Annotated in this window: 18 protein-coding genes and 1 tRNA gene; 8 read left to right on the top strand and 11 right to left on the bottom strand. The window is 49.8% G+C overall.

Translation table 11 applies throughout. The features are described from left to right. Positions 1 to 81: 81 nt before the first annotated feature. Both ftsH and rlmE read right to left on the bottom strand, forming a co-directional pair. Positions 82 to 2,004 carry an ATP-dependent zinc metalloprotease FtsH gene (gene ftsH, locus AGRI_RS15280; RefSeq protein ID WP_040292087.1) on the bottom strand — a complete coding sequence of 641 codons (1,923 nt, stop codon included), beginning with the start codon at positions 2,002 to 2,004 and terminating at the stop codon, positions 82 to 84. A 57-nt stretch (positions 2,005 to 2,061) separates the two neighbouring features. Then, entirely contained in the window at positions 2,062 to 2,691 is a 630-nt protein-coding gene (gene rlmE / locus AGRI_RS15275; RefSeq protein WP_008985775.1) for a 23S rRNA (uridine(2552)-2'-O)-methyltransferase RlmE, read from the bottom strand. Between the two features lie 81 nt (positions 2,692 to 2,772). Here rlmE and yhbY point away from each other — a divergent pair, with 81 nt between their 5' ends. Beyond that, positions 2,773 to 3,069 (top strand): ribosome assembly RNA-binding protein YhbY, encoded by a 297-nt coding sequence (gene yhbY / locus AGRI_RS15270; RefSeq protein ID WP_008985774.1) that lies wholly within the window; start codon positions 2,773 to 2,775, stop codon positions 3,067 to 3,069. Positions 3,070 to 3,074: 5 nt separating this feature from the next. Here the strand turns inward: yhbY and AGRI_RS15265 are convergent, their stop codons facing one another. Further along, on the bottom strand, positions 3,075 to 3,470 hold the full coding sequence (locus tag AGRI_RS15265; protein ID WP_008608770.1) for a hypothetical protein: 396 nt from the start codon (positions 3,468 to 3,470) through the stop codon (positions 3,075 to 3,077). An 88-nt stretch (positions 3,471 to 3,558) separates the two neighbouring features. On the opposite strand from AGRI_RS15265, the gene radD reads away from it, so the two are divergent. The 6 genes from radD (at position 3,559) to AGRI_RS15235 (ending at position 10,367) form a co-directional block, all read left to right on the top strand. Further along, positions 3,559 to 5,292: a DNA repair helicase RadD gene (gene radD / locus AGRI_RS15260; protein WP_008985773.1), complete on the top strand. Its 1,734-nt coding sequence runs from the start codon at positions 3,559 to 3,561 to the stop codon at positions 5,290 to 5,292. 66 nt (positions 5,293 to 5,358) lie between these two features. Next, positions 5,359 to 6,570 carry an FIST signal transduction protein gene (locus AGRI_RS15255; protein WP_008985772.1) on the top strand — a complete coding sequence of 404 codons (1,212 nt, stop codon included), beginning with the start codon at positions 5,359 to 5,361 and terminating at the stop codon, positions 6,568 to 6,570. A gap of 52 nt (positions 6,571 to 6,622) precedes the next feature. Continuing rightward, positions 6,623 to 6,696: transfer RNA gene (locus tag AGRI_RS15250), tRNA-Gly, on the top strand. A 96-nt stretch (positions 6,697 to 6,792) separates the two neighbouring features. Continuing rightward, a complete protein-coding gene (locus tag AGRI_RS15245) occupies positions 6,793 to 7,944 on the top strand; it encodes a site-2 protease family protein (RefSeq protein ID WP_008985771.1) in 1,152 nt (383 codons plus the stop codon). A 331-nt stretch (positions 7,945 to 8,275) separates the two neighbouring features. Then, positions 8,276 to 9,226, top strand: a complete 951-nt coding sequence (locus AGRI_RS15240) for an alpha/beta fold hydrolase (protein ID WP_008985770.1) — start codon at positions 8,276 to 8,278, stop codon at positions 9,224 to 9,226. A gap of 7 nt (positions 9,227 to 9,233) precedes the next feature. Continuing rightward, positions 9,234 to 10,367: an RNA polymerase sigma factor gene (locus tag AGRI_RS15235; RefSeq protein WP_008985769.1), complete on the top strand. Its 1,134-nt coding sequence runs from the start codon at positions 9,234 to 9,236 to the stop codon at positions 10,365 to 10,367. Between the two features lie 47 nt (positions 10,368 to 10,414). Here the strand turns inward: AGRI_RS15235 and greA are convergent, their stop codons facing one another. The 6 genes from greA to AGRI_RS15205 all read right to left on the bottom strand — a co-directional run bounded on the left by greA (position 10,415) and on the right by AGRI_RS15205 (position 19,575). Beyond that, on the bottom strand, positions 10,415 to 10,891 hold the full coding sequence (gene greA, locus AGRI_RS15230; protein ID WP_008608787.1) for a transcription elongation factor GreA: 477 nt from the start codon (positions 10,889 to 10,891) through the stop codon (positions 10,415 to 10,417). Next, complete coding sequence (carB, locus tag AGRI_RS15225) at positions 10,888 to 14,109, bottom strand: carbamoyl-phosphate synthase large subunit (RefSeq protein ID WP_008985768.1); 3,222 nt, start codon at positions 14,107 to 14,109, stop codon at positions 10,888 to 10,890. The genes greA and carB overlap by 4 nt, the downstream gene beginning before the upstream one ends. A 30-nt stretch (positions 14,110 to 14,139) precedes the next feature. Then, positions 14,140 to 15,264, bottom strand: a complete 1,125-nt coding sequence (gene carA, locus AGRI_RS15220; RefSeq protein ID WP_008985767.1) for a glutamine-hydrolyzing carbamoyl-phosphate synthase small subunit — start codon at positions 15,262 to 15,264, stop codon at positions 14,140 to 14,142. A gap of 250 nt (positions 15,265 to 15,514) precedes the next feature. Further along, positions 15,515 to 16,324 (bottom strand): 4-hydroxy-tetrahydrodipicolinate reductase, encoded by an 810-nt coding sequence (gene dapB / locus AGRI_RS15215; protein WP_008985766.1) that lies wholly within the window; start codon positions 16,322 to 16,324, stop codon positions 15,515 to 15,517. Between the two features lie 118 nt (positions 16,325 to 16,442). Next, complete coding sequence (locus AGRI_RS15210) at positions 16,443 to 17,597, bottom strand: iron-containing alcohol dehydrogenase (protein WP_008985765.1); 1,155 nt, start codon at positions 17,595 to 17,597, stop codon at positions 16,443 to 16,445. Between the two features lie 106 nt (positions 17,598 to 17,703). Then, positions 17,704 to 19,575 carry an MFS transporter gene (locus tag AGRI_RS15205; RefSeq protein ID WP_008985764.1) on the bottom strand — a complete coding sequence of 624 codons (1,872 nt, stop codon included), beginning with the start codon at positions 19,573 to 19,575 and terminating at the stop codon, positions 17,704 to 17,706. Between the two features lie 191 nt (positions 19,576 to 19,766). Between AGRI_RS15205 and AGRI_RS15200 the strand changes: the two genes are divergently transcribed. Then, positions 19,767 to 21,092, top strand: coding sequence for a Na+/H+ antiporter NhaC family protein (locus tag AGRI_RS15200; protein ID WP_008985763.1), 1,326 nt, complete (start codon positions 19,767 to 19,769; stop codon positions 21,090 to 21,092). Here the strand turns inward: AGRI_RS15200 and AGRI_RS15195 are convergent. Together AGRI_RS15195 and AGRI_RS15190 are read right to left on the bottom strand one after the other, a co-directional pair. After that, positions 21,070 to 22,134, bottom strand: a complete 1,065-nt coding sequence (locus tag AGRI_RS15195) for a nucleotidyltransferase domain-containing protein (protein ID WP_237713108.1) — start codon at positions 22,132 to 22,134, stop codon at positions 21,070 to 21,072. The two genes, AGRI_RS15200 and AGRI_RS15195, sit on opposite strands and share 23 nt — an antisense overlap. Before the next feature lie 28 nt (positions 22,135 to 22,162). Next, on the bottom strand, positions 22,163 to 23,038 hold the full coding sequence (locus tag AGRI_RS15190) for an HprK-related kinase A (protein WP_008985761.1): 876 nt from the start codon (positions 23,036 to 23,038) through the stop codon (positions 22,163 to 22,165). Positions 23,039 to 23,048 lie beyond the last annotated feature (10 nt).

The raw sequence follows: 23,048 nt of genomic DNA, 5'->3' as shown, positions 1-23,048 counted from the left end.
GCAGCTTCCTAAATATGAATTGTTATTTGAAAAGACAAACCCCGGTTTACACCGGGGCCTGAGATACTATAACAGCAGTGCTTAGTGCACGTTGCCTTCAGAGGGTTTGTCGGCAACTGAAGGTGCAGGTTTTTCTGCTTTAGCTTCAGTATCACCATCGCCTTTGGAGCCTTTGTCGCGCGGTTCCCAGTTTTCTGGCTGGCTTACCGGACGACGCTCCATCAACTCTTTAATTTGCCGTGAATCAATGGTTTCGTAAAGCATCAGCGCGTCTTTCATCGAGTGCAGAATATCCATGTTCTGCTCCAACAACTCTTTGGCGCGATTATAGTTGCGATCGATAATGGCTTTAATCTCAGAGTCGATAATGGAAGCTGTCTCGTCTGACATATGCTTGGCCTTAGCCATACTGCGACCCAGGAATACTTCGCCTTCCTCGTCTGCATACAACAGCGGGCCTAGTTTCTCTGAGAAGCCCCACTGCGTTACCATATTGCGGGCAATCGAGGTGGCGTACTTAATATCTTGTGACGCACCCGTTGATACCGCATCAGTGCCATAGATCATTTCTTCTGCCAGGCGACCGCCGTATGCTACGGAAATCTTGCTCTCCAGCTTGCGGCGACTGACACTGATCGCATCCTGTTCTGGCAGGAAGAAGGTAACACCCAGCGCCCGGCCCCGCGGAATTATGGTCACTTTATGCACGGGATCATGCTCTGGTACCAGACAACCAATGATGGCATGGCCAGCTTCATGGTAGGCCGTCATCTCTTTCTCGGCATCCGTCATTACCATAGAACGGCGTTCCGCCCCCATCATAATCTTATCTTTAGCGCGCTCAAACTCTTCCATACTAACCACGCGGCGGTTACCACGGGCAGCAAAGAGTGCGGCTTCGTTAACCAGGTTGGCTAAATCTGCACCGGAAAAGCCTGGTGTACCGCGAGCAATGACACTGGCTTTCACATCATCGGCAATCGGCACTTTACGCATATGGACTTTCAGAATTTGCTCACGGCCACGCACATCTGGCAAGCCAACGACGACCTGACGGTCGAAGCGACCTGGACGTAATAAGGCAGCATCCAATACATCCGGACGGTTGGTGGCGGCGATAATAATAATACCTTCATTACCATCGAAGCCGTCCATCTCAACCAGCATCTGGTTTAAGGTTTGCTCCCGCTCATCATGGCCACCACCTAAACCGGCGCCACGCTGCCGGCCTACCGCGTCAATCTCATCGATAAAGATAATGCAAGGTGCCGCTTTTTTGGCTTGCTCGAACATGTCGCGTACCCGTGAGGCACCGACACCGACAAACATTTCTACGAAGTCTGAGCCCGAAATTGTGAAGAACGGCACCTTGGCTTCACCGGCAATCGCCTTGGCTAACAAAGTTTTACCGGTACCTGGTGGGCCAACCATCAGAATACCTTTCGGAATCTTGCCACCCAGCTTTTGGAAACGGGAAGGGTCGCGCAGGTAATCCACCAACTCCGACACTTCTTCCTTCGCTTCGTCACAACCAGCAACGTCAGCAAAGGTGGTTTTGATCTGGTCTTCGCTCATCAGGCGGGCTTTGCTTTTACCAAAGGACATCGCGCCCTTACCACCACCGCCCTGCATTTGGCGCATAAAGAAAATCCAGACGCCGATCAATAACAGCATCGGGAACCAGGAGATAAAGATCGTGGCCAGCCAGCTGGTTTCCTCAGGTTTAGAACCTAAAGTGCGCACGTCATTCTGAATCAGGTCATCCAGCAGCTTTTCATCATAGCCACCCGGGATCACGGTTTCAAAACGTTCTCCACTGCGTTTAACGCCGGAAATGACCCCAGTGCGTTCAATCTTCACTTCGCGGACCAACCCCTGGTTTACTTCCTTTACGAATTGGGTGTAGCTGGTCTGGCGGTCCGCATTTTCATTTGGACTAAAGCTGTTAAATACTGACATCAGCACCACAGCGATAATTAACCAGACAATCAGATTTTTTGCCATGTCGCTCAAGGTTATAACCTCATCATTTACTAGAAATCGAAATATCGGCCCACTTTACTAAAGTTTGAAGCCGGTCGCCACGATATATGTCTCACGCGAACGGGCACGTGACGACTCGGGCTTACGTATTTTTACCGTATTAAACACTGCTCTTACGTCTTTCAGGTACTGCTCAAAGCCATCGCCCTGAAACACTTTGACCACAAAACTGCCATTTTGCTTCAACACTTTGTGACACATATCCAGCGCCAGCTCGACAAGATAAATCGAACGCGCCTGGTCAGTGGTATCATTACCACTCATATTCGGCGCCATGTCTGATAGTACCACATCTACGTTTTTACCGCCGATCCGGCTCAGTAGCGCATTTAAAACCGCTTCCTCCCGAAAATCGCCCTGTAAAAACGCGACACCTGCTAACGGGTCCATTGGCAAAATATCACACGCAATAACAGTACCCTGTTGCCCGACGATGCCTGCGACATACTGCGACCAACTACCTGGTGCTGAACCCAGATCCACCACGTTCATACCGGGGCGAATTAACTTATCCTGCTGTTGGATCTCCTCCAACTTAAAGGAGGCCCGCGATCTTAGACCAAGCTTTTGCGCTTTTTGCACAAAATGGTCATCAAAATGCTCTTTCAACCAGCGGGTTGAACTGGCGGAGCGTTTTTTCTTGGTCATGTTACCACTCTTAAATAGTCTTATGCCCTAGATGGCGCTACAATAGGCATAATTCAAGATTTTACCGGATATTCTAACCTTATGAGTTTAACCAATAAACAAAAACAGTTCTTAAAAAGCAAAGCCCATGATTTAAAGCCGGTTATTTTGCTCGGTGCTAACGGGCTTACGGAAGGCGTAATGGCGGAAATCGACAGCGCGCTAAACTTTCATGAACTGATTAAAATCAAAGTTCCAGGTGAAGATCGCGAGCAAAAAGTCCTGATAATGGATGCGATTATCCGCGAGAGCAAAGCCGAAAAAGTACAAGTCATTGGTAAAATTCTGGTGCTTTACCGGCAGTCAGAAGATAAGAAAATTCAGCTGCCTCGCGGCTAGGCGGCTTACTGAAGAAAGCCAGCACGCTGCAGTGCCTGACGCGCGCTTTGTTCATCTGCAGCAGCCTGGCTAACCAACTGTTCTGGTTTACTGGCTGCGGTTGCCTTAGCAAACTGCCATAGCACCATAGTGTTGTCAGCATAAATAGTTTCAACATGTGCCAATCGGTGCCGGTAGCACCACTCGGTATTTTCCACACAAAGCTTGAGTACATCTGCCGGGCAAATCTGCCACTGGCGAATATCGAGCACCAATGCCCATGGCGCTGCGACTATGGGTTTGACCAGGTTCCGAAATTCCTGCACATACTGCTCGGCATTGGCAGTGGTCCAAAGACCTTGCGCAGAAACCCATAAAACTCGCTGCTCCAGTTTAAGCGCAAAAGGTTTTTTAGATAACATGTACACCTCCGGTGGAACGTCTTGTTACTATAACCGGAATGTTCAAGAAATATAGTGTTACCTGGTCCGAGTAGAACATCACAACCCCATGATTAAACTTCGAGACTATCAACAACAAGCGGTACAGGCAGCCATCTCACACTTTAAACAACGTGATGAGTCTGCAGTTATTGTATTGCCAACCGGCGCTGGTAAAAGTCTGGTGATTGCCGAGTTAGCCCGCCAGGCGCGTGGCAGGGTATTGGTGCTAACCCATGTTAAAGAACTGGTGGCACAAAATGCAGACAAGGTTGCTCAGCTGGGTCAGAGCGCCAGTATTTTTTCTGCGGGCTTACAACAGCGAGATCCCACCGGAAAAACCGTGGTTGCGAGTGTCCAGTCTGCGACACCCAACAAAACATTGTTCAACCAGCCTTTTTCACTGGTGATTATCGACGAATGTCATCGGGTTAGCCTTAGCGAAAACAGTCAGTATCAACAATTACTTAGCCATCTGAAAAACGTTAATCCACAGCTGAAACTGCTGGGACTCACTGCCACCCCCTACCGGCTGGGTAGTGGCTGGATCTATCGTAGCCACTATTTTGGAAAAATCGGTAATACCGACAATCCGGCATTTGAACACTGTGTGTTTGATTACCCATTACGACCACTGATCAAACAAGGGTACTTAACACCACCGCGTTTATTAGATGGGCTAAGCGCGCAGTACGATTTCAGTGCCTTATCACCGGCACCGGATGGCGATTATTCAGCAACTGCTGTCGATTCTCTGCTCGGAAAAATGGGCCGTGCCACCACCTTAATTGTAAAACAAATCCGCGACTTAGGCGCTAACCGCCGCGGAGTGATTATTTTCGCGGCTACCGTTAAGCACGCCAAAGAAATAATGACACTGTTAGCTGATGAATCCGCCGCCATCCTTACCGCCGATACTCCGGATCCAGAGCGGGATGCGTTGATAGAGGCGTTTAAACAACAACAACTGAAGTTTCTGGTAAACGTTGCTGTACTGACCACTGGCTTTGACGCACCGCATGTCGATTTTATTGCGATATTAAGACCAACCGCCTCAGTCAGTTTATTTCAGCAGATGGTAGGACGTGGCTTACGGCTCTCGCCCGGTAAAGACGAATGTTTGATCATTGACTATGCTGCGAATGGCTATGATATTTTTTTTCCGGAAGTCGGGGCGCCGAAGCCGCATAGTAAAGCAAAACCGGTACAGGTGCCCTGCCCCAGTTGTGGGTTTGCTAACTTATTCTGGGGTCTGACTGACCAGGATGGCGATATTATCGAACACTACGGCCGCCGTTGTCAGGGTTTAATTGCCGACAGCCAACAACAGTGCGACTTTCGCTTTCGCAGCCGCCAATGCCCGGATTGTGGTGCCGAGAACGACATCGCGGCCCGCAGTTGTGGACAATGCCAATCAGTTCTGGTTGATCCCGACAAACGACTGCGTGAGGTGTTAAGTCAGCAACATCATCATCTATTTCGCTGTGACGCTATGCAACTTAGTGCCGAAGAAGGTCAGCTAAAAGTTACCTATTATGATGTGGATGGCACGCCGTTTTATCGCTGGTTTAAACTGGACACTGCGGCTCAGCGCCGGGCGCTTTACGCTGTTTTTATCAAGCCACACAGTAAAGCACCTGGCTTACCGCTGCCCGCATTCACCAACGCGACTGAGCTGGCTGCACTGGCGGCCTGTTTTCGGCCACCCCAGCTTTTATTGTTGCAGAAGCAGCAAAAGCACTGGCAGCTGGTCGAGGCATTTTTTGATTATCAGGGGCGTTTTCTGCATCGGGATAAAATATAAAAATAAAGTTACAAAAAGCACTATACAAGATTAAAATAGCAGCACTTTGCTAAAAAGGATTTTACTATGCAAGCCGGAGTGGCTTACTGCGATGCCAAAGTGCCCTTTGCGGCCGGGTTTCAACTAGCCCGGGACGCCGCAACGCAGGCTAATATTGCCGAAGTTGCCGTATTACTGCTATTTTGCAGTGCCACGACCGACTATCAGCGCCTGCTGGATGGTGCGCGGCAATATTGTGGCGGCAACACCATTATTATCGGCGGCTCTGCCGTAGGCGTTATTACCAATCAACATATCGTTAGTACCGGGCAGCCGGCTGTGGCTATGGCTATTTCTGCTACCGATGTTCAGTTTCAAGCTGCTGTGGCAGAACAGCTAAGCCGCGACCCTTATGTTGCAGGTAAAGCGTTGGCCCAGGCTTTACCCTCATCAATATCTGCAAAATTACTATTATTGTTTTACGACTCGGTGCGCTATGCCGGGAATGGGCTGCAGCCGGCAGTACTTAATCCGTCGCCGCCGTTGCTATTGGGGCTTCGCAAACATCTGGCGCCTTTACCTGCTATTATTGCCGGCGCCGGGCTTTTGGCCGATCAGGTGTTTGGTAGCACTCAACAATTTTATCAACAACAAGCCATAACTGACTCGGCCGTCGCACTGCAATTAAGCGGCAACCTCAAACCTTATATTGTAGCGATGCATGGTTGTGAGCCTTTTACTGCGCGGCACTTCACTATTAGCCGCAGTTTCGGCCAATTTATCTACGAATTGGATCAACAACCGGTATGCAGACTGCTGGACGAGATCATTGGTAACCGGCAATGGCGCAATCAGAAACCGGTTAGCGATTTCGCACTGGGTGTACGCTACCCGCAACAGAGCAATAGTCGCTATAGCACGCCTTATGTTACACGGCTAATAAACGGCATACTGCCGAATGATGAAGGCATTATCCTGTTTGAGCCTGATTTGGTGGAAGGCAGTAAAGTGCAACTGATGCAGCGCAGCAGTGCCAGTATTGTCACAGCAACCCAGCGACAATTGGACGCAGTGCTAACTCAAATGCAAATCGAGCAAAGCACCGCAGTCGCTGCCTTGTATTTTGATTGTGCAGGACGACTTCACAGTGGCACCCCAGAAGCAAAGCTCGTGCAGCAACGCTTAACCGCAGCGAATATCCCACTGCTGGGGATTTACTGCGGCGTTGAAATTGCGCCCATAGGCCTGCATAGTCGCAGTCTGGATTGGAGCGCAGTGCTAATTCTGCTTTGCCGTTAGTGCATGATGCTTGACGACCTGCAGCGCAATCCGTATCTTAGCGCTTTGCGTTGCGGGTGTAGTTCAGTGGTAGAATGCCAGCTTCCCAAGCTCGAGATACGGGTTCGATTCCCGTCACCCGCTCCATCTTGTCAATTCTTTATCTTTTTCCCTTTGCGCGTTAACTTAAGTGTTAAATTTGTTAAACTGCGTTATTCATTTTTTCAGTTCCAGTTCGTTCTTATGCAAACGCTATTTGAGTTTTATCACGACCAGGTTTTATATCAGGTAAAAGCGAATAACTTCGGTAAAGAGCAAGTATTCCGCAATGGTCAGTTGGTCTCTGAGGGACGGGCTTTTTTTAGTACCAGCAATGATCACCGTTTTTTATGCCCGACCCATGGGCCAATGCGGTTGTACTTTAAAGTGTCGTTAAAAACTGCTGAAGTAAGCTACCGCTTGGAGACTAGTGCAGCCTTACTCTGCGAGGGTAAAGCCAAGGCCATACCACCAAAATGGCTGGGTAAATTAGAACAGAAACTTTCACCCGAGCCAGAGCAGCCGGCTGTTGACGTCACTGAACCACTAGCCACTGCTCAACCTGTCGCAACGATAAATAATAAAAGCGATCGTAACTGGTTTAGACCCTTACTGGTGCTTGGCATATTGCTGTTAAAGTTGTCAAAAAGTGCGGGCGCTATTAAAGCCGCACTCGCCGGCACTGCCCTGGCCGGCTGGGCCTGGTTATTTAATCTTGAATTTGCGATCAGTTTGATTCTGGCTTTATTGATCCATGAATATGGGCATGTTTATGCGATGAAGCGCTCGGGTTTAAAAGTAAAGGGCATTTACCTGCTACCCTTTATTGGTGGCGTTGCCGTCAGTGAACGCGCGGTAAGCCGTTGGCAGGATTTTAAAATTGCCATAGCCGGGCCAGCTTTTGGTACTGCAGGGGCACTCGTTGCCTACTGGCTCTGGCTGGAAACCGGGCAGCCAACACTGGCGCTATTTGCTGCGATCAGTTTATTGCTTAACCTGTTTAATTTATTACCCATGGTGCCGCTAGATGGTGGCCGGATCGTGCAAGCTGCCGCCTATAGCAGAAAAGGTAAAGCCGCGAAAATAGGTTTACTGCTGATAACCGGCGGCCTGTCTTGCGCCGCCTGGTATTTTGGCTTTTACCTGTTAATGCTGTTTGGCATCCTCGGCACTTTCGACTTATTAAGTGACGCCAACGAACGCGATAAAGCCCTGCAGCCCATGACCGACACCGGTATTTTAGTCACTATTCTGGCCTACTGCGGCTTGTTGGCCATTTTGCTTTGGCTTTCAGTATTAATGGCAGACAGCGGTATTCCAGGTACTAACTTGCCACTGATTTTTATCTCCAGCTAAGGAGCCACATCGGCGCACTGCAAAAGTCATCGAATTCGAGGACTTTAGCCTGCAACACGCGGTAAGCTTAACCCCATCGAATTCGATGGGGTTAAAAGTAATATACTGTTTCTATTGGCAATGCTTAAGCAGTCACTTCAAGTACTTTCACAGGCAAAACGTTGTTACTTTATACCCGTCGAAATCGACGGGTATAACAGAAATACGCTGTTTTTATGTGCACTATTTTCAGCGCCATTTTATTTTCCAATAATAATTAAAATTTTTTGTCACACCCAAGCGAGCTGCGGCGACTTGTTAAGGTAACCCCTACTTAACCAAGGATACCGTCATGACAAACCCTAAGCAGCCAGCCCCAAAAAGCTCCCTTGTTGATAACAAAGCCGCCAAAACCAAACCTGGCTTTTGGTTTTTTTTCGCCATTTTTATGTCCATTTTCGGCGGCGTAATAGCACCGCAATTAAAAGCCGCTGAAGTCGAAACCGTCCCCAGTTTTCAGGTCGAGGTAATAGGTGAAGGCAAACCGGTATTACTGATCCCCGGTTTAATGTCTGATAGCCGGGTATGGCAGCACACTGCTGCAGCTCTAAAGCAGGATTATCAGTTGCACCTGATTAGCGTGGCTGGCTTTGCCGGTGCACCGGCCATTGCGGGCGAACTGTTACCGCGGTTAAAACAGGATTTATTGCAATATATTGCAACGCAACAACTGCAGCAGCCGGCTATTGTTGGTCATAGCCTGGGAGCTTTTCTGGCGTTCTCACTGGCGAGTAGCGCTCCTGAGCAAATTGGCACTGTAGTCGCGGTCGATGGCTTGCCCTATATTGCGCCAATTTTTAGCCGCAATCCGGCGACCCAGGTTGCCGATATGCAGCAACAAGCTTTGCAAATTAAAGCTTATTATCAGCAACTGAATGGCGAACAACTTAAAGCCGGTGCGGCACAGGGCATTTTTATTCAGGCCAGGGCGCCGGAGCATCAGCAACTGGTACTGGAAATGGCTGCCGCTTCCGATGCAAATAGCGTTGGTCAGGCGATGTACGAACTGCTCACCACGGACTTACGCCCTGAGGTTGCCGTTATTACCAGTAAAGTCTGGCTGTTGGGCGCCAGTGGTGCCCTGCCCGCTGCGCAACAGCAACAAGCCGCCGCCCTTTATCAGCAGCAAATTGCCGGCATTGCTAATGCTACCCTACTGATGAATACTGATAGTCGCCATTTTATGATGCTGGATGAGCCAGAGTGGTTTGTCAGTACGCTGCGTCAGGCGTTACAGGAGTAAGCTGATTATGTCGGTTAGCATAGAACAACAATTACAACCCGATGTTACCGCTGCCATCGCCGGCGATATGCAGGCCTTTAGCCGCCTGGTACAGCGCTGCCAAAATGGTATCAGCAGTATTGCGCTGGCGATTGTGAAAGATTTAGATGCCAGTGAAGAGGTCTGTCAGCAGGTATTTATTGCTGCCTGGCAGCAACTGAACAGCCTGCAGAATCCGGCCAGCTTTTTGCCGTGGCTGCGCCAGATCACCCGTTATCGCGCCTATAGCTATCTGCGCGAACAACGGGATGCACAAACCGAGCGTGGTACTGACGCTGAAGCCTTGCTGGAGACTTTTGCCAGCGACAGCAGCCCGACAGACGAATTACTGCGCAGCGAACAAGCCATGCTGATCCGCAATCTGCTGGATGAGCTGCCGCCTGAGAGCCGGGAAATCGTACTGCTGTTTTACCGTGAAGAACAAAACAGCCAACAGGTTGCCAGTTTATTAGGGCTGACTGAAGCCAATGTCCGGAAAAAACTGCAGCGGGTTAGGGAATTACTAAAAGAGCAGCTATTAGCCAGATACGGCAAGCTGATTTTAAGCACGGCACCGGGTGTTGGCCTGAGCAGTGCTGTGCTTAGCGCTTTATTAGTCGGTAGTCCACCTGCCGCTGCCGCAACTGCCAGTGCGATGGCAGCACAGAGCAGTGGCCTGGCAAAATTTGGCTGGCTATTTAGTGGGGCGCTACTTGGCGCGCTCGGCGGTATGCTCGGTGTGGTACTGGGGATGCGCGCGCCACTGAAAAATGCCGCCAGTGATCACGAGCGCAGTCGCTTATTGCGTTATCGCAATCAGGCTTTGGCTTGGGTTGGCCTCTCAGGCTTACTGCTGGCTGCCGCATACGAGTTTACCGCCGGCGCTATGGCACCGCTGCTGGCCTTTGGCCTTTTTATGACCGGTGTGGTTTATCTGCAACTTCGGGTATGGCAAACGATTAAACCGCGCTTATTGGCAAAAGCCGCACAGAGTGCAGCAGCAAAACGGCAGTATCGCAATAATCTGCTCTGGTGTTGGTTTGGGATGCTCGGTGGTGCGACAGCCGGCTTTGCTGGCTTGATAGCGGGGCTGGTTAAAAACGGCCGCTGGTTTTGGGGGTAAAAAAACGCCGGCATCAGCGCCGGCGTTTTTAATTCAGCATTCAAGACTTACAGATACTGAACGTCCGTGATTTCATATTCCACCACGCCTTTGGGCGTCGTAATATTAACCACTTCATCTGCTGTTTTGCCAATCAGGCCGCGGGCGATCGGCGAATTCACCGAAATCAGATTATTTTTAATATCCGCTTCGTCATCACCGACAATCCGGTAGGTCACTTCTTCATCCGTATCCAGATTCAGAATGGTGACGGTAGCGCCAAAGATCACCTTGCCACTATTTGGCAGCTTGGTCACATCAATGATTTGCGCATTGGACAACTTGGCTTCAATATCCTGAATGCGGCCTTCAATAAAACCCTGCTGTTCGCGGGCGGCATGATACTCGGCGTTTTCTTTTAAATCGCCATGCGCACGCGCTTCGGCAATCGCCAGGATCACCGCCGGGCGCTTTACCGTTTTTAGCTCGTTCAGCTCAGCGCGCAGTGCTTCTGCGCCCTGAACTGTCATCGGGATTAAACTCATCCGTTAACTCTCTTATGCAATTCCTGTACAGATACGACATTAGCAAAAGCACTGGCCGCATTGGCTTTGACCGTAGCAAAAGCGGCATTCAGTGTTGTCGTGTAGTTAACCTTATGCTGTAAGGCGCCACGGCGCAGCATTTTGGAGTCTTCAATGGCCTGGCGTCCTTCGGTGGTATTCACCACATAGCTATATTCACCGTTTTTAATCCGGTCCAGCATATTCGGACGACCTTCGAACACTTTATTAACTACACGGCACTCAATACCGGCTGCTTTTAACGCTGTCGCCGTACCGCCACTGGCATCCAGTTCAAAACCAGATTCCACCATACGTTTAGCTAACTCAACCACGCGCACTTTATCGCTGTCGCGTACAGAAAGCAAGGCACGGCCACCGGTCGGGATCACAATGCCACAGCCCAGTTCCGCTTTGGCAAAGGCCTCCTCAAAGGTATCGCCGACACCCATTACTTCACCGGTAGAACGCATTTCCGGGCCAAGGATCGGGTCAACGCCCGGGAACTTGTTAAACGGAATAACCACCTCTTTTACCGAGAAGTACGGCGGGATAATCTCTTTGGTAATGCCCTGCTCTGCCAGCGAACGGCCTGCCATGCAGCGGGCACCGACTTTGGCTACGGCGACACCGGTGGCTTTCGAGACGAACGGCACGGTGCGGGCAGCACGCGGGTTGACTTCAATTAAGTATACTTCGCCATCTTTAACTGCGAACTGGGTATTCATCAGGCCAACTACGCCCAGCTCCAGTGCCAGTTTACGCACCTGCTCACGCATCAGATCCTGAATTTGCTGCGACAAGCTATGTGGTGGCAGCGTACAAGCCGAGTCACCTGAATGCACACCGGCTTGTTCGATATGTTCCATAATGCCGCCGATCACGACCTCTTTACCGTCACAGATGGCATCGATATCAACTTCAATAGCATCATCCAGGAAGTTATCCAGCAATACCGGCGAGTCATTCGACACGCTTACCGCTTCGTTCATATAACGGCGCAGGTCTTGCTCGTCATAAACGATTTCCATTGCCCGGCCGCCCAATACATAAGATGGGCGCACCACCATCGGGTAGCCGATTTCCGGCGCTTTAGCCAAGGCTTCATCAAAGCTGGTAACGGTGACGTTTTTCGGCTGCTTTAAGCCTAAACGATTCACCGCTTGCTGGAAGCGCTCACGGTCTTCGGCGCGGTCAATCGCATCCGGTGATGTACCAATAATTGGCACGCCGTTCGCTTCTAAAGCACGAGCTAACTTCAGTGGCGTTTGGCCACCGTATTGCACTATGACACCCTTCGGCTGTTCTTTGCGCACAATTTCCAGCACATCTTCCAGCGTAATCGGCTCGAAATACAAACGATCTGAAGTGTCGTAATCAGTAGAAACCGTTTCCGGGTTACAGTTCACCATAATGGTTTCATAACCGTCTTCGCGAAGCGCTAACGCCGCGTGCACACAACAATAGTCAAACTCGATACCCTGGCCGATACGGTTCGGGCCGCCACCGATAATCATAATCTTATCGCGGTTGCTCGGTGCTGCTTCACACTCTTCATCGTAAGTGCTGTACATATAAGCGGTGTTAGAGGCAAATTCAGCGGCACAGGTATCAACCCGCTTATAAACCGGGTGAATATTGTAGCTGTAGCGCTTTTTGCGCACTTCAGTTTCACTGACGCCAAGCACCTCTGCAATGCGCTTGTCGGCAAAGCCTTTGCGTTTTAAGCGGGCAATCCGGGTTTCGTCGAGCGCGGCGAAGCCGTCGACACTCAGCGCCTGTTCTTCTTTTACCAGATCTTCAATTTGTATCAGGAACCAGGGGTCGATCTTGGTCAGGGTAAAGATCTCGTCCATACTCATGCCAAAGCGGAAAGCATCGGCGATATACCAAATACGGTGCGCGCCCGGCTCCCGCAGTTCACGGATAATCTTTTCTTTGGCTTCCGAGGCATTGATATCAATGATCGGATCTAAACCCGAGACACCAATCTCTAAACCACGCAGGGCTTTTTGCAGCGATTCCTGCTGGTTACGGCCGATGGCCATTACCTCACCTACTGATTTCATCTGGGTAGTTAAGCGATCGTTAGCACCGGCAAATTTTTCAAAGTTAAAGCGCGGCACCTTGGTAACCACATAGTCGATGCTCGGCTCGAAAGACGCAGGGGTAACACCACCGGTAATATCGTTGGCCAGTTCATCCAGGGTATAACCTACCGCCAGCTTGGCGGCTACTTTGGCGATTGGGAAGCCAGTAGCTTTTGAGGCCAGTGCTGATGAGCGCGATACCCGCGGGTTCATTTCGATAATGACCATCCGGCCATCAACCGGGTTAATACCAAACTGTACGTTTGAGCCACCGGTTTCTACGCCGATTTCACGCAATACCGCCAACGAGGCATTACGCATAATCTGGTATTCTTTGTCAGTCAGGGTTTGCGCCGGCGCTACGGTGATCGAGTCACCGGTGTGAACGCCCATCGGATCGAAGTTTTCAATCGAACAGACGATAATGCAGTTATCGTTCTTGTCGCGCACCACTTCCATCTCGTACTCTTTCCAACCGATTAACGACTCGTCAATCAGCAGCTCTTTGGTCGGCGACAGATCCAGACCACGGGTACAGATTTCTTCAAATTCTTCACGGTTATAGGCAATACCGCCACCTGAGCCACCCATGGTGAATGACGGGCGGATAATACAAGGGAAACCGATCGTTTCCAGTACCTGATAGGCTTCTTCCATCGAGTGGGCTAAACCAGCGCGTGGACAGGCTAAACCGATAGAGCGCATGGCTTTATCGAAGCGGCTGCGATCTTCAGCTTTATCAATGGCATCCGCCGTGGCGCCGATCATTTCGACGTTGTATTTCGCCAGTACACCGTGACGCTCTAAATCCAGCGCGCAGTTCAGTGCTGTCTGGCCACCCATGGTCGGCAGTACAGCGCACGGGCGCTCTTTTTCGATAATCTTTTCTACTACCTGCCAGTGGATTGGCTCGATATAGGTGGCGTCGGCCATTTCCGGATCGGTCATAATGGTGGCCGGGTTAGAGTTCACCAGAATAACGCGGTAGCCTTCTTCTTTTAATGCTTTACAGGCTTGAGCGCCTGAATAGTCGAACTCACAGGCCTGGCCGATCACGATAGGGCCAGCGCCTAAGATCAGAATACTTTTTAGGTCGGTACGTTTTGGCATTGCAGTAGATCTCCGTAATTCTTTCTTTGCTTAGGCTTTTTGCATCAGCGCGATAAAGTGGTCGAACAGCTCTGAGGCTTCGTGCGGGCCTGGGCTCGCTTCCGGGTGGCCTTGAAAACTGAATGCCGGTTTATCAGTACGGTGGATCCCTTGCAGGGTGCCGTCGAATAACGATTTATGGGTAGCGCGTAAATTGGCCGGTAAACTGGCTTCTTCTACCGCAAAACCATGGTTTTGCGCAGTAATCAGTACCCGCTTGCTATCAAGGTTTTGTACCGGGTGGTTACCACCATGATGGCCTAACGCCATTTTTACCGTTTTGGCGCCGCTGGCTAGTGCCAGTAACTGGTGACCTAAGCAGATACCAAAGATCGGAATATCGGTCTCTAAAAAGGCTTTAATGGCTTCGATAGCATAGGTACAAGGTGCTGGATCACCCGGACCATTAGATAAGAAAATACCATCCGGGTTTAAGGCCAGTACGTCAGCGGCAGGGGTTTGCGCCGGTACTACGGTCAGTTTACAGCCGCGGTCCGCTAACATCCGCAGGATATTGCGTTTCACACCAAAGTCATACGCTACGACATGGAAGCGCTCGGCGGCAGCGGCCTGATGGCCCACGCCCAGCTGCCAACTACCTTCGGTCCACTGATAAGGTGCGCTGACAGTGACTTCTTTTGCCAAATCCATCCCCGATAAACCCGGAAAGCCTTTGGCGAGTTGCAGTGCTTTAGCTTCATCCAGGTTATCACCGGCCATAATACAGCCGTTCTGGGCGCCTTTTTCACGCAGGATCCGGGTTAATTTGCGGGTATCGATATCGGCGATGCCGAGAATATGGTTATTTTTAAGATATTGACTAAGAGAGAGTTGGTTGCGGAAATTGCTGGCTAACAGCGGGAGGTCACGGATGATTAGGCCTTTCGCCCAAATCTTGCCGGATTCCTCATCTTCCTCATTGGTTCCGGTATTGCCAATATGAGGATAGGTAAGAGTCACAATTTGTTCTGCGTATGAGGGGTCAGTTAAAATTTCCTGATACCCGGTCATCGAGGTGTTAAATACTACCTCACCAACAGAAACTCCTTCGGCGCCAATGGCTGTACCGCGAAATACGGTGCCGTCTTCCAGTACGAGCAGGGCGGACTTAGTCAAAATAACCTCCAAACAGCAAAAAACGGGCGAAAACCAGTGGCGTTTTACAACCCGTTTTGACCTAAAATTCTGATACCCGTATTTACCGTGCGCTAACAGTTCCCGGTAATGATAACAAAACCAGGACATCTTCCAGCGTACGGGCAAACCTGCTTATTTTAGGTGATAAGCGCTAATTTGGCTATGACTATTTTTTGTTTTTACAAAAATAGCGGCTTTAACACGTTTTTTTGTTAAATGCCGCAAAAGTTTAATCTAACTTTGGCAAACCCAGCACTTGTTGCATGGTATAAAGTCCTGGCTGCTTATTTTGCAACCATAAAGCAGCGCGCAGTGCGCCTTGCGCAAAGGTGTTACGGCTTGATGCTTTATGGGTAATTTCCAGTCTTTCACCAAGATCTGCAAACAGCGCGGTATGATCGCCAATAATGTCGCCGCCCCTTACTGTAGCAAAGCCGATAGTTTGTTGCGGCCGCTCACCAATCATGCCTTCGCGACCATAGACGGCAACCTCGTTCAGGTTACGGCCAAGGCTACGGGCAATGCTGGCACCTATTGCCATTGCGGTACCCGACGGCGAGTCCTTTTTAAAACGGTGGTGCGCTTCGATAATCTCAATATCCGCCGTATTCCCCATTACCTTGGCAGCGGTTTGTGCCAGATGTAGCAGCAAATTCACGCCAACACTCATATTAGGCGCCCAAACAATCGGGATCTGCGTGCTGGCTTGCTGAATCAGCTGATACTGGGCATCGGTTAAGCCGGTGACGCCAATCACCATGGCTTTACGTTCAGCCACGCAGAGTGCCAGCTGGGCTAACATCGGCTCGGGCATGGTAAAATCGACCCAGACGTCAGCTTGCTGCACTGCCGCGGCGGCAGTAGCGCTTAGCGCCAGCCCGATTTTACCGCAGCCGGCCAGTTCGCCGGCATCAAGCCCCACTAACTCTGAACCGGATCTTACTGTGGCTGCTGTGAGCTGTAATTGCTGTTCTTTTGCTACTGTCACCAAAGCCCGGCCCATACGGCCATTGGCACCAAAGATCCCAATTGAGGTCATATTATGCTCTGCACTCTTCAATCAATCATTGTTCTTAATGACCGCTATTAGACCAAAAGCCGGCAGATTACAAAAGCAAAACAGCCGTCTTTAAGGAAAAACGGCTGTTTATTCTAAGTTACAGCGCCCGTTGCAGGATACTGCGGCTCACTTCCGGCGTGATATCCCGGTGTTCACCGAGCTTAATCATCTTATGCTGCACCAGTTTGTCGACCAGCTTATCGACGGCATCGGCTTTGATACCATAGTCAGCCAGACGGGTAGGTACGCCCATCCGCTCAAAGAATTGCCGGGTGTGGCTGATGGCCTCGTCAATCAGCCGCTCTTGGTCCTGATGCTGTAGTTGCCAGACCCGCTGACCATATTGCAGTAACTTGGCGCCTTTAGTGGCGCGTTGTTGCTGCATCAGTGCCGGTAACACTATCGCCAGGGTTTGTGCATGATCCAAGCCATAGAGCGCAGTAATTTCATGGCCAATCATATGAGTGGCCCAATCCTGCGGCACGCCCTGGCCAATCAGGCCATTCAGTGCCATGGTCGCGGCCCACATCACATTAGCGCGCACGTCATAGTTTTCTGGTTCCGCCAACGCTTTCGGGCCCTCTTCAATCAGGGTTTGCAGTAAGCCTTCAGCAAAACGGTCCTGTACCGGTGCATTGACCGGATAGGTCAGATACTGCTCCATCACATGCACAAAAGCATCAACCACGCCATTGGCAACCTGCTTCGGTGGCAAACTGTACGTGACAGTCGGATCCAAAATAGCAAATTGCGGGAACACCAGCTCACTGCTAAAGGCCAGTTTTTGCTGGGTTTCATAGCGGGTAACAACTGAATTACCATTGCTCTCAGAGCCGGTAGCTGGCAGTGTAAGAACGCAGCCAAGCGGTAAAGCTGCAGTTATCTTGGCACCTTTAGCCAGAATGTCCCAAGGATCGCCTTGGAATACCGCAGCAGCAGCAACAAATTTGGCACCATCAACGACACTGCCACCCCCAACTGCCAGAATATAATCAATCCCCTGCTCTTTCACTAACGTTGTCGCCCGCATCAGCGTCTCAAAAGCAGGATTGGGTTCAACCCCGGCAAACTCAACCACACTCAACCCTGACAGCGCATTCACAACTTGCTGATACACACCGTTACGTTTAATCGAACCGCCGCCGTAGATCAGCAGCACTTTTTTATCTTTGGGTACCAGATGCGCTAGTTCACTGATTTGGTCTTTACCAAACACAATACGAGTGGCGTTTTGATAGGAAAAGTTAAACATGCACAAGCTCCATAGCTGTCAGACGAAATGTCTCAATGCTATGGGGTTTCGGGCATCCCGGATCAAGTTAAATGGCCATTTAACTATTGTTTGCTGCTTATTTCGACTAGCGCTCAGCACCTCTTAACGCTCTGACCTGCTGTTCCAGGTTCGCTGCGGTTACTGCAGAAGCTGCCACCGGCTCGCCAACCACCAGCTTAATCTTCGACCAAAACCGCCCCTTAAACTTAAAAGCGCCGTCGCCATGATGACTAAAAAAAGAGCCCCACAGGCCTTGCAGCGCCATCGGAATCACCGGCACCGGGGTTTCGGCGATAATCCGTTCAATGCCGGTGCGAAAGGCATCAATCTCACCATCCTTTGTTAAACGTCCTTCCGGGAAAATGCAAACCAGATTGCCCTCTGAAAGCTCACGTCGAATTGCCGCAAAGGCCGCCTCATACATCTTCTCGTCCTGTTGCTTGCCACAAATTGGGATGGTTTTGGCGGCTTTAAACAGCCAGTTCGCCACCGGAATCTGGTAAATCCCTTTATACATCACAAAACGCACCGGCCGGCGTACTGCACCGCCAATCAACAGCGCATCAACATAGCTAACATGGTTGGCCACCAGTACCGCCGGCCCCTCCTCGGGAATATGTTCCAGCTCCTGTGCTTTCACCCGGTACATAGTATGGCTAAGCAGATAAATCACAAACCGCAGCACAAATTCCGGCACAGTGCTGTAAACATAGAGCGCGACCACCGCATTCATAATGGCCAGGATCAGAAAATACTCTGGGATACTTAAGCCAAACCCAGCCAGAAATAACATCCCCGCCAGCGCCGCAACCACCATAAAGAGCGCGTTAAAAATATTATTGGCGGCGATCATCCTCGCCCGCTGCGCCGGCTCGGCCCGCTGCTGTAACATTGCATACAGCGGCACAATAAAGAGCCCGCCAAAAACACCGACCAAAGTTAAATCAAAAAGTACCCACCAGCCAAAGGCAGTGGCCAAAAACTGAGTTAGTGATAACAACTCCGCTGGCATAACAGCCGGCGTACTAAAATACAAACTGATACCAAATACCGTCAGACCAATAGAACCAATGGGCACCAGCCCCAATTCCACTTTTTCGCCGGATAAACGCTCACAAAGCATCGAACCTATGCCTACCCCAACCGAAAAGGCCACCAGCAAGGCCGTTACTACAGTGTTATCACCGGCTAAATGGCTTTTGGTAAAATTCGGAAACTGGGTCAGATAGCTGGCTCCTAAAAACCAAAACCAGCTAATTGCCATAATTGCCAGATACAGGGTACGGTTTTGATAGCTGATGCGGACGGTTTCCAGGCTTTGCCGCCAGGGCGCAAATTGAAAGCGCGGACCGGCAGCGACGACCCCAACTTCCGGGATCTGTAAACTGGCCAGATAGCCAAACACGGCAAACAACACCACTAAACTGCCGATCCACAGCATGGCATTGGCTATACCAACCAGTAAGCCTCCGACAATGGTACCCAACAAAATTGCAATAAAGGTTCCCATTTCTACCCAGGCATTACCTGCCAATAGTTGTCGATCAGTTAACAACTGCGGCAAAATGGCATATTTAACCGGGCCGAAAAAGGCAGATTGACTCCCCATCAAAAACAACAGTCCGAGCAACCACAAATATTGTTCAAAGAAGAATGCGGCTGCCGCCAATAGCATCAGACCGATTTCCAGTAATTTAAGCCAGCGGATCAGCCGGGTTTTACAAACACTATCAGCGAGGGTGCCGGCGGTAGCTGAAAACAGTAAGAACGGCAGAATAAAGAGCCCGGCGGCCAGATTCATACTGACATCAACACTCCAGGGCATAGCACTGGCCGCGCTAAAGGTCAGCAGCAACATCAGCGCATTTTTAAAGACATTGTCGTTAAAGGCGCCCAGCGCCTGGGTCAAAAAGAATGGCAGAAATCGCTTGCTACCAATAATCTGCTTTGCTGCCATCCGTGCCTCCGCGTTAAGTCAATAATGATTCTTATCATCTAACAGTATGTTTTTTAGTCGAAATACCCTATGTTAAACAACACAGGGGCAAGCTAACTAAATCCTAACTTAAACATGCCTGAATTCACGCCAGATTGACAAGACGTCTGGACATCTATATATTGCGCTGCCATTTTGCTGAGGTTGCTCTAGTGGACACTATCATTACATCCGGCGCGAAGCGCTCGTTACTGCCATTACTGTGTTTTGTGCTGCTGTTTTTAGGCAGTGGCCTGTATTTTCAAAGCCAGAATGTTGAGTACGCGTTCTACCAACTGCCTGGTCATGTCGCCATTCTGCCGGCATTGATACTGGCTGTGTGGCTGCATCGCGCCCCTCTGACGCAATCTATCGACGTGATCATTAAAGGCGCCGGTAATAGCAATATTATTACCATGTGTCTGATTTACTTATTAGCCGGCGCCTTCGCCAGCGTGGCGACCGCCAGTGGTGGTGTCGATGCCGTAGTCAACGCCGGTTTAAGTATTATTCCACCTGCTTTTATTTTACCGGGTTTATTTATTATTGCCGCTCTGGTTTCTACTGCTATGGGTACCTCGATGGGGACCATCGGCGCCCTGGCGCCGATAGCCGTGGGCATCGCCAATCAGGCGGAACTGAACCCTGCGATTGTCGCTGGGGTACTGCTTAGTGGCGCTATGTTCGGAGATAACTTATCGATTATCTCAGATACCACTATTGCTGCTACCCGCACCCAGGGCGCCAATATGGCTGATAAATTTAAAGAAAATATCAAAATTGCGTTGCCTGCGGCCTTACTGACCATTCTGGCCTATAGCCTACTGACTTCAGATGCCCCGCAAATTAGCACCGAAGCCTATAACTGGACGGGTATTTTGCCCTATGCCGCCATTCTGGTACTGGCAGTCTTAGGTCTCAATGTGTTTGTCGTATTGCTGCTCGGTATCGCCCTGGCTGCGCTGCAGGGTAGTCTGCTTGCCGATTATGCAATCAGCAACCTGGGTAAGGATATTGCGACCGGTTTTGCTAATGTGCAGGAGATCTTTCTGTTGGCGATGCTGGTAAGTAGCCTCAGTGAATTTATTAAACAACAAGGTGGTTTACAGTGGATTTCTAATAAAATCCAATCTATTACCGCTAAGCTGCGACTTGCCGGCAATAAAGCCCAGCAGCTGGCCATTGCCGCCTTGGCCTTTATCAGCAACCTCTGTATTGCCAATAATACGGTGGCTATAGTATTAACCGGAGATGTTAGCCGCAACCTGGCACAGCAACATCAAATCAGCCCACGGCGCAGCGCCAGTTTGCTGGATATCTTTGCCTGTATCAGTCAGGGATTAGTACCCTATGGTGCTCAGGCCTTACTGCTCGGGGCAAGTTTTGGCTTATCGCCGTGGCAGGTCATCACATACAACTATTATTGTTTGATCCTATTGATGATCGCTTTAACTGTGGTTTTACTGCGCCGACAAACTACCCCGGTCGTTTCGGGCTAAATTGGTGTTTGCCAAATAACGCGTCTCGGATTGCACAAAAGGCTTTTACACTCAGGTGCCCAAGCAGGATCTGCGGCGGCATCTTCAGCCAGTGACCACGGATCAGTGCTAACAATGCAGCCAGCTGATCCAGATAAGTGTTTAATAACGGGTGCTGCGGACTTAACAATCGCAGGAAGATAAAATCCAGTAGCTGTAGGCGCAGTTTTGACGGCTGGTACTGCTCAGTTTGTTGCATCACCCAAGCAGGAATGGGTGTAGTTAGCAGTGAATGGCTATAGCGGCAAGCCAGCATCAATTCAAACATAAAACCGGTCTGCTCGGCCAGTTGCAGCAATTGCTCCCAATCTTGCTCGCTAAAACCAGCAAATAACAAATGCAGATCGGTCAGATCCCGAAAGCCCTTTTTGAAGTCCTCATTAAAAAATAGATGGATCAGACTATGTAAGGTCATAGCCGGTAAGCTCAGTACCTGATAGCCATCGTCCGTCAGATCAAGATGCTGCCAGAAACGGCGAATATCCGGTGCCCGGCCCGAAACGGGGGGGATCAAATTATGATGAATATCCAGAATAGTGCCGCGGCTATGATGCCGTAACGGTGGGATCTCATGCGTCCATTTACGGTAATAATGCTGATCATAAGCACTCACCGGCTCAGGTAAAAAGCCAAATACCGACAGCCGTTGCTCTACTGCTGTAATTTGTTCTTTGGGAACCAGAATATCCAGGTCGCTAAAGGTACGTCCGATTCCGGCCGGCAGTTCCCGCATTAATGCATAGGCAGCGCCTTTGAGAAATACTGGCCTGACATTCAATGGCGCCAGTAACTTCGTAAGTTCAATAGCTTCAGAACTAACTTGACGTAATTGTTTATCAGCAATAATTTCAGCGTTGCGCAAATGATGGCGAGCGTACTGAGGCAGCTGCATAAAAACATCTGCTTGCCGAAATAGGTAAGCATAACGGGCCAGTTGTTGCTGTTGACGCAAGATACGAATTATCTCTACCCACTGCGGCTCATTAATCGATAAAGCAAGCACTGGCCGAGCGAAAATTCGCACTATTAGCTCACGAAGCGACACGAGACAACACCTCGTTTGTTAAAAAATCCTCTACCGCAACCAGATCATTATACTGAATATCGAAAACCGGCACTTGCTCAATAATAGTTGTTAAAGTCTCAAAACCCTCACGACCGATAACGCCGAAGTTAAATGCGTTTTGTGCAAGTTGCATAAATGCCTGAGTTTGATTAAGAGAATAAATATCTAATTCAACTTGTGGGACGTACTGCGGGAAAACTATTCCAACAATTTCAGCCTGTTGTTCAGCACCCAGCCAACTGTTAAGTGGCGGAGAAAGGTGAATCACATCGCCTTTATGAGTGTCCGATGCAATAGTTGAGAAAACACCGTCCGGAAACCATTTTTTTGCCAAATTTATGGATTGATTCTTAAGGCAAATTGGTCGTACAAAAGGTTGAACCCTCTTACTGTAAGGTAAAATCAGCGCCATTTCATCGGATAACAAACGCCAGCCATTGAATGCCAGGTAGGCTGTTAAGGTACTTTTCCCAGAGCCTGGTGGTGCTGGAAAGACTATCGCTTTATCATTTTTCGCTAAAACAGCAGAGTGTAAAATGACATATTGCATTTCGTGACTGGCGATACACCAATTCATGCCCCACTCCAACATTGCGTAACCTTGCTGCAAAGTTAAAGGTTGAAAAGGCTCCTGTTGATCAGCAAGGAATCGGGCTTGAGGTTTCCAATACCTACGTAGCCCGGCAGTTTGCTTTACACTTAGACAATAATCAGGATAAACGGGGCGAAATATTTCCAGCGCTGGAGCGTAAATTTTATGGATATTCTCGCTAACCAATCCGATATCAGATTGAATAGAAAAGTTGAAAGGCGGGAGTCGCAGACGAAAATTTTCTGTCATCAGATTCGAG

Source organism: Alishewanella agri BL06 (assembly GCF_000272005.1).
In the GTDB taxonomy this organism is placed as follows: domain Bacteria; phylum Pseudomonadota; class Gammaproteobacteria; order Enterobacterales; family Alteromonadaceae; genus Alishewanella; species Alishewanella agri.
This window is presented reverse-complemented; position numbering and strand designations above follow the sequence as displayed.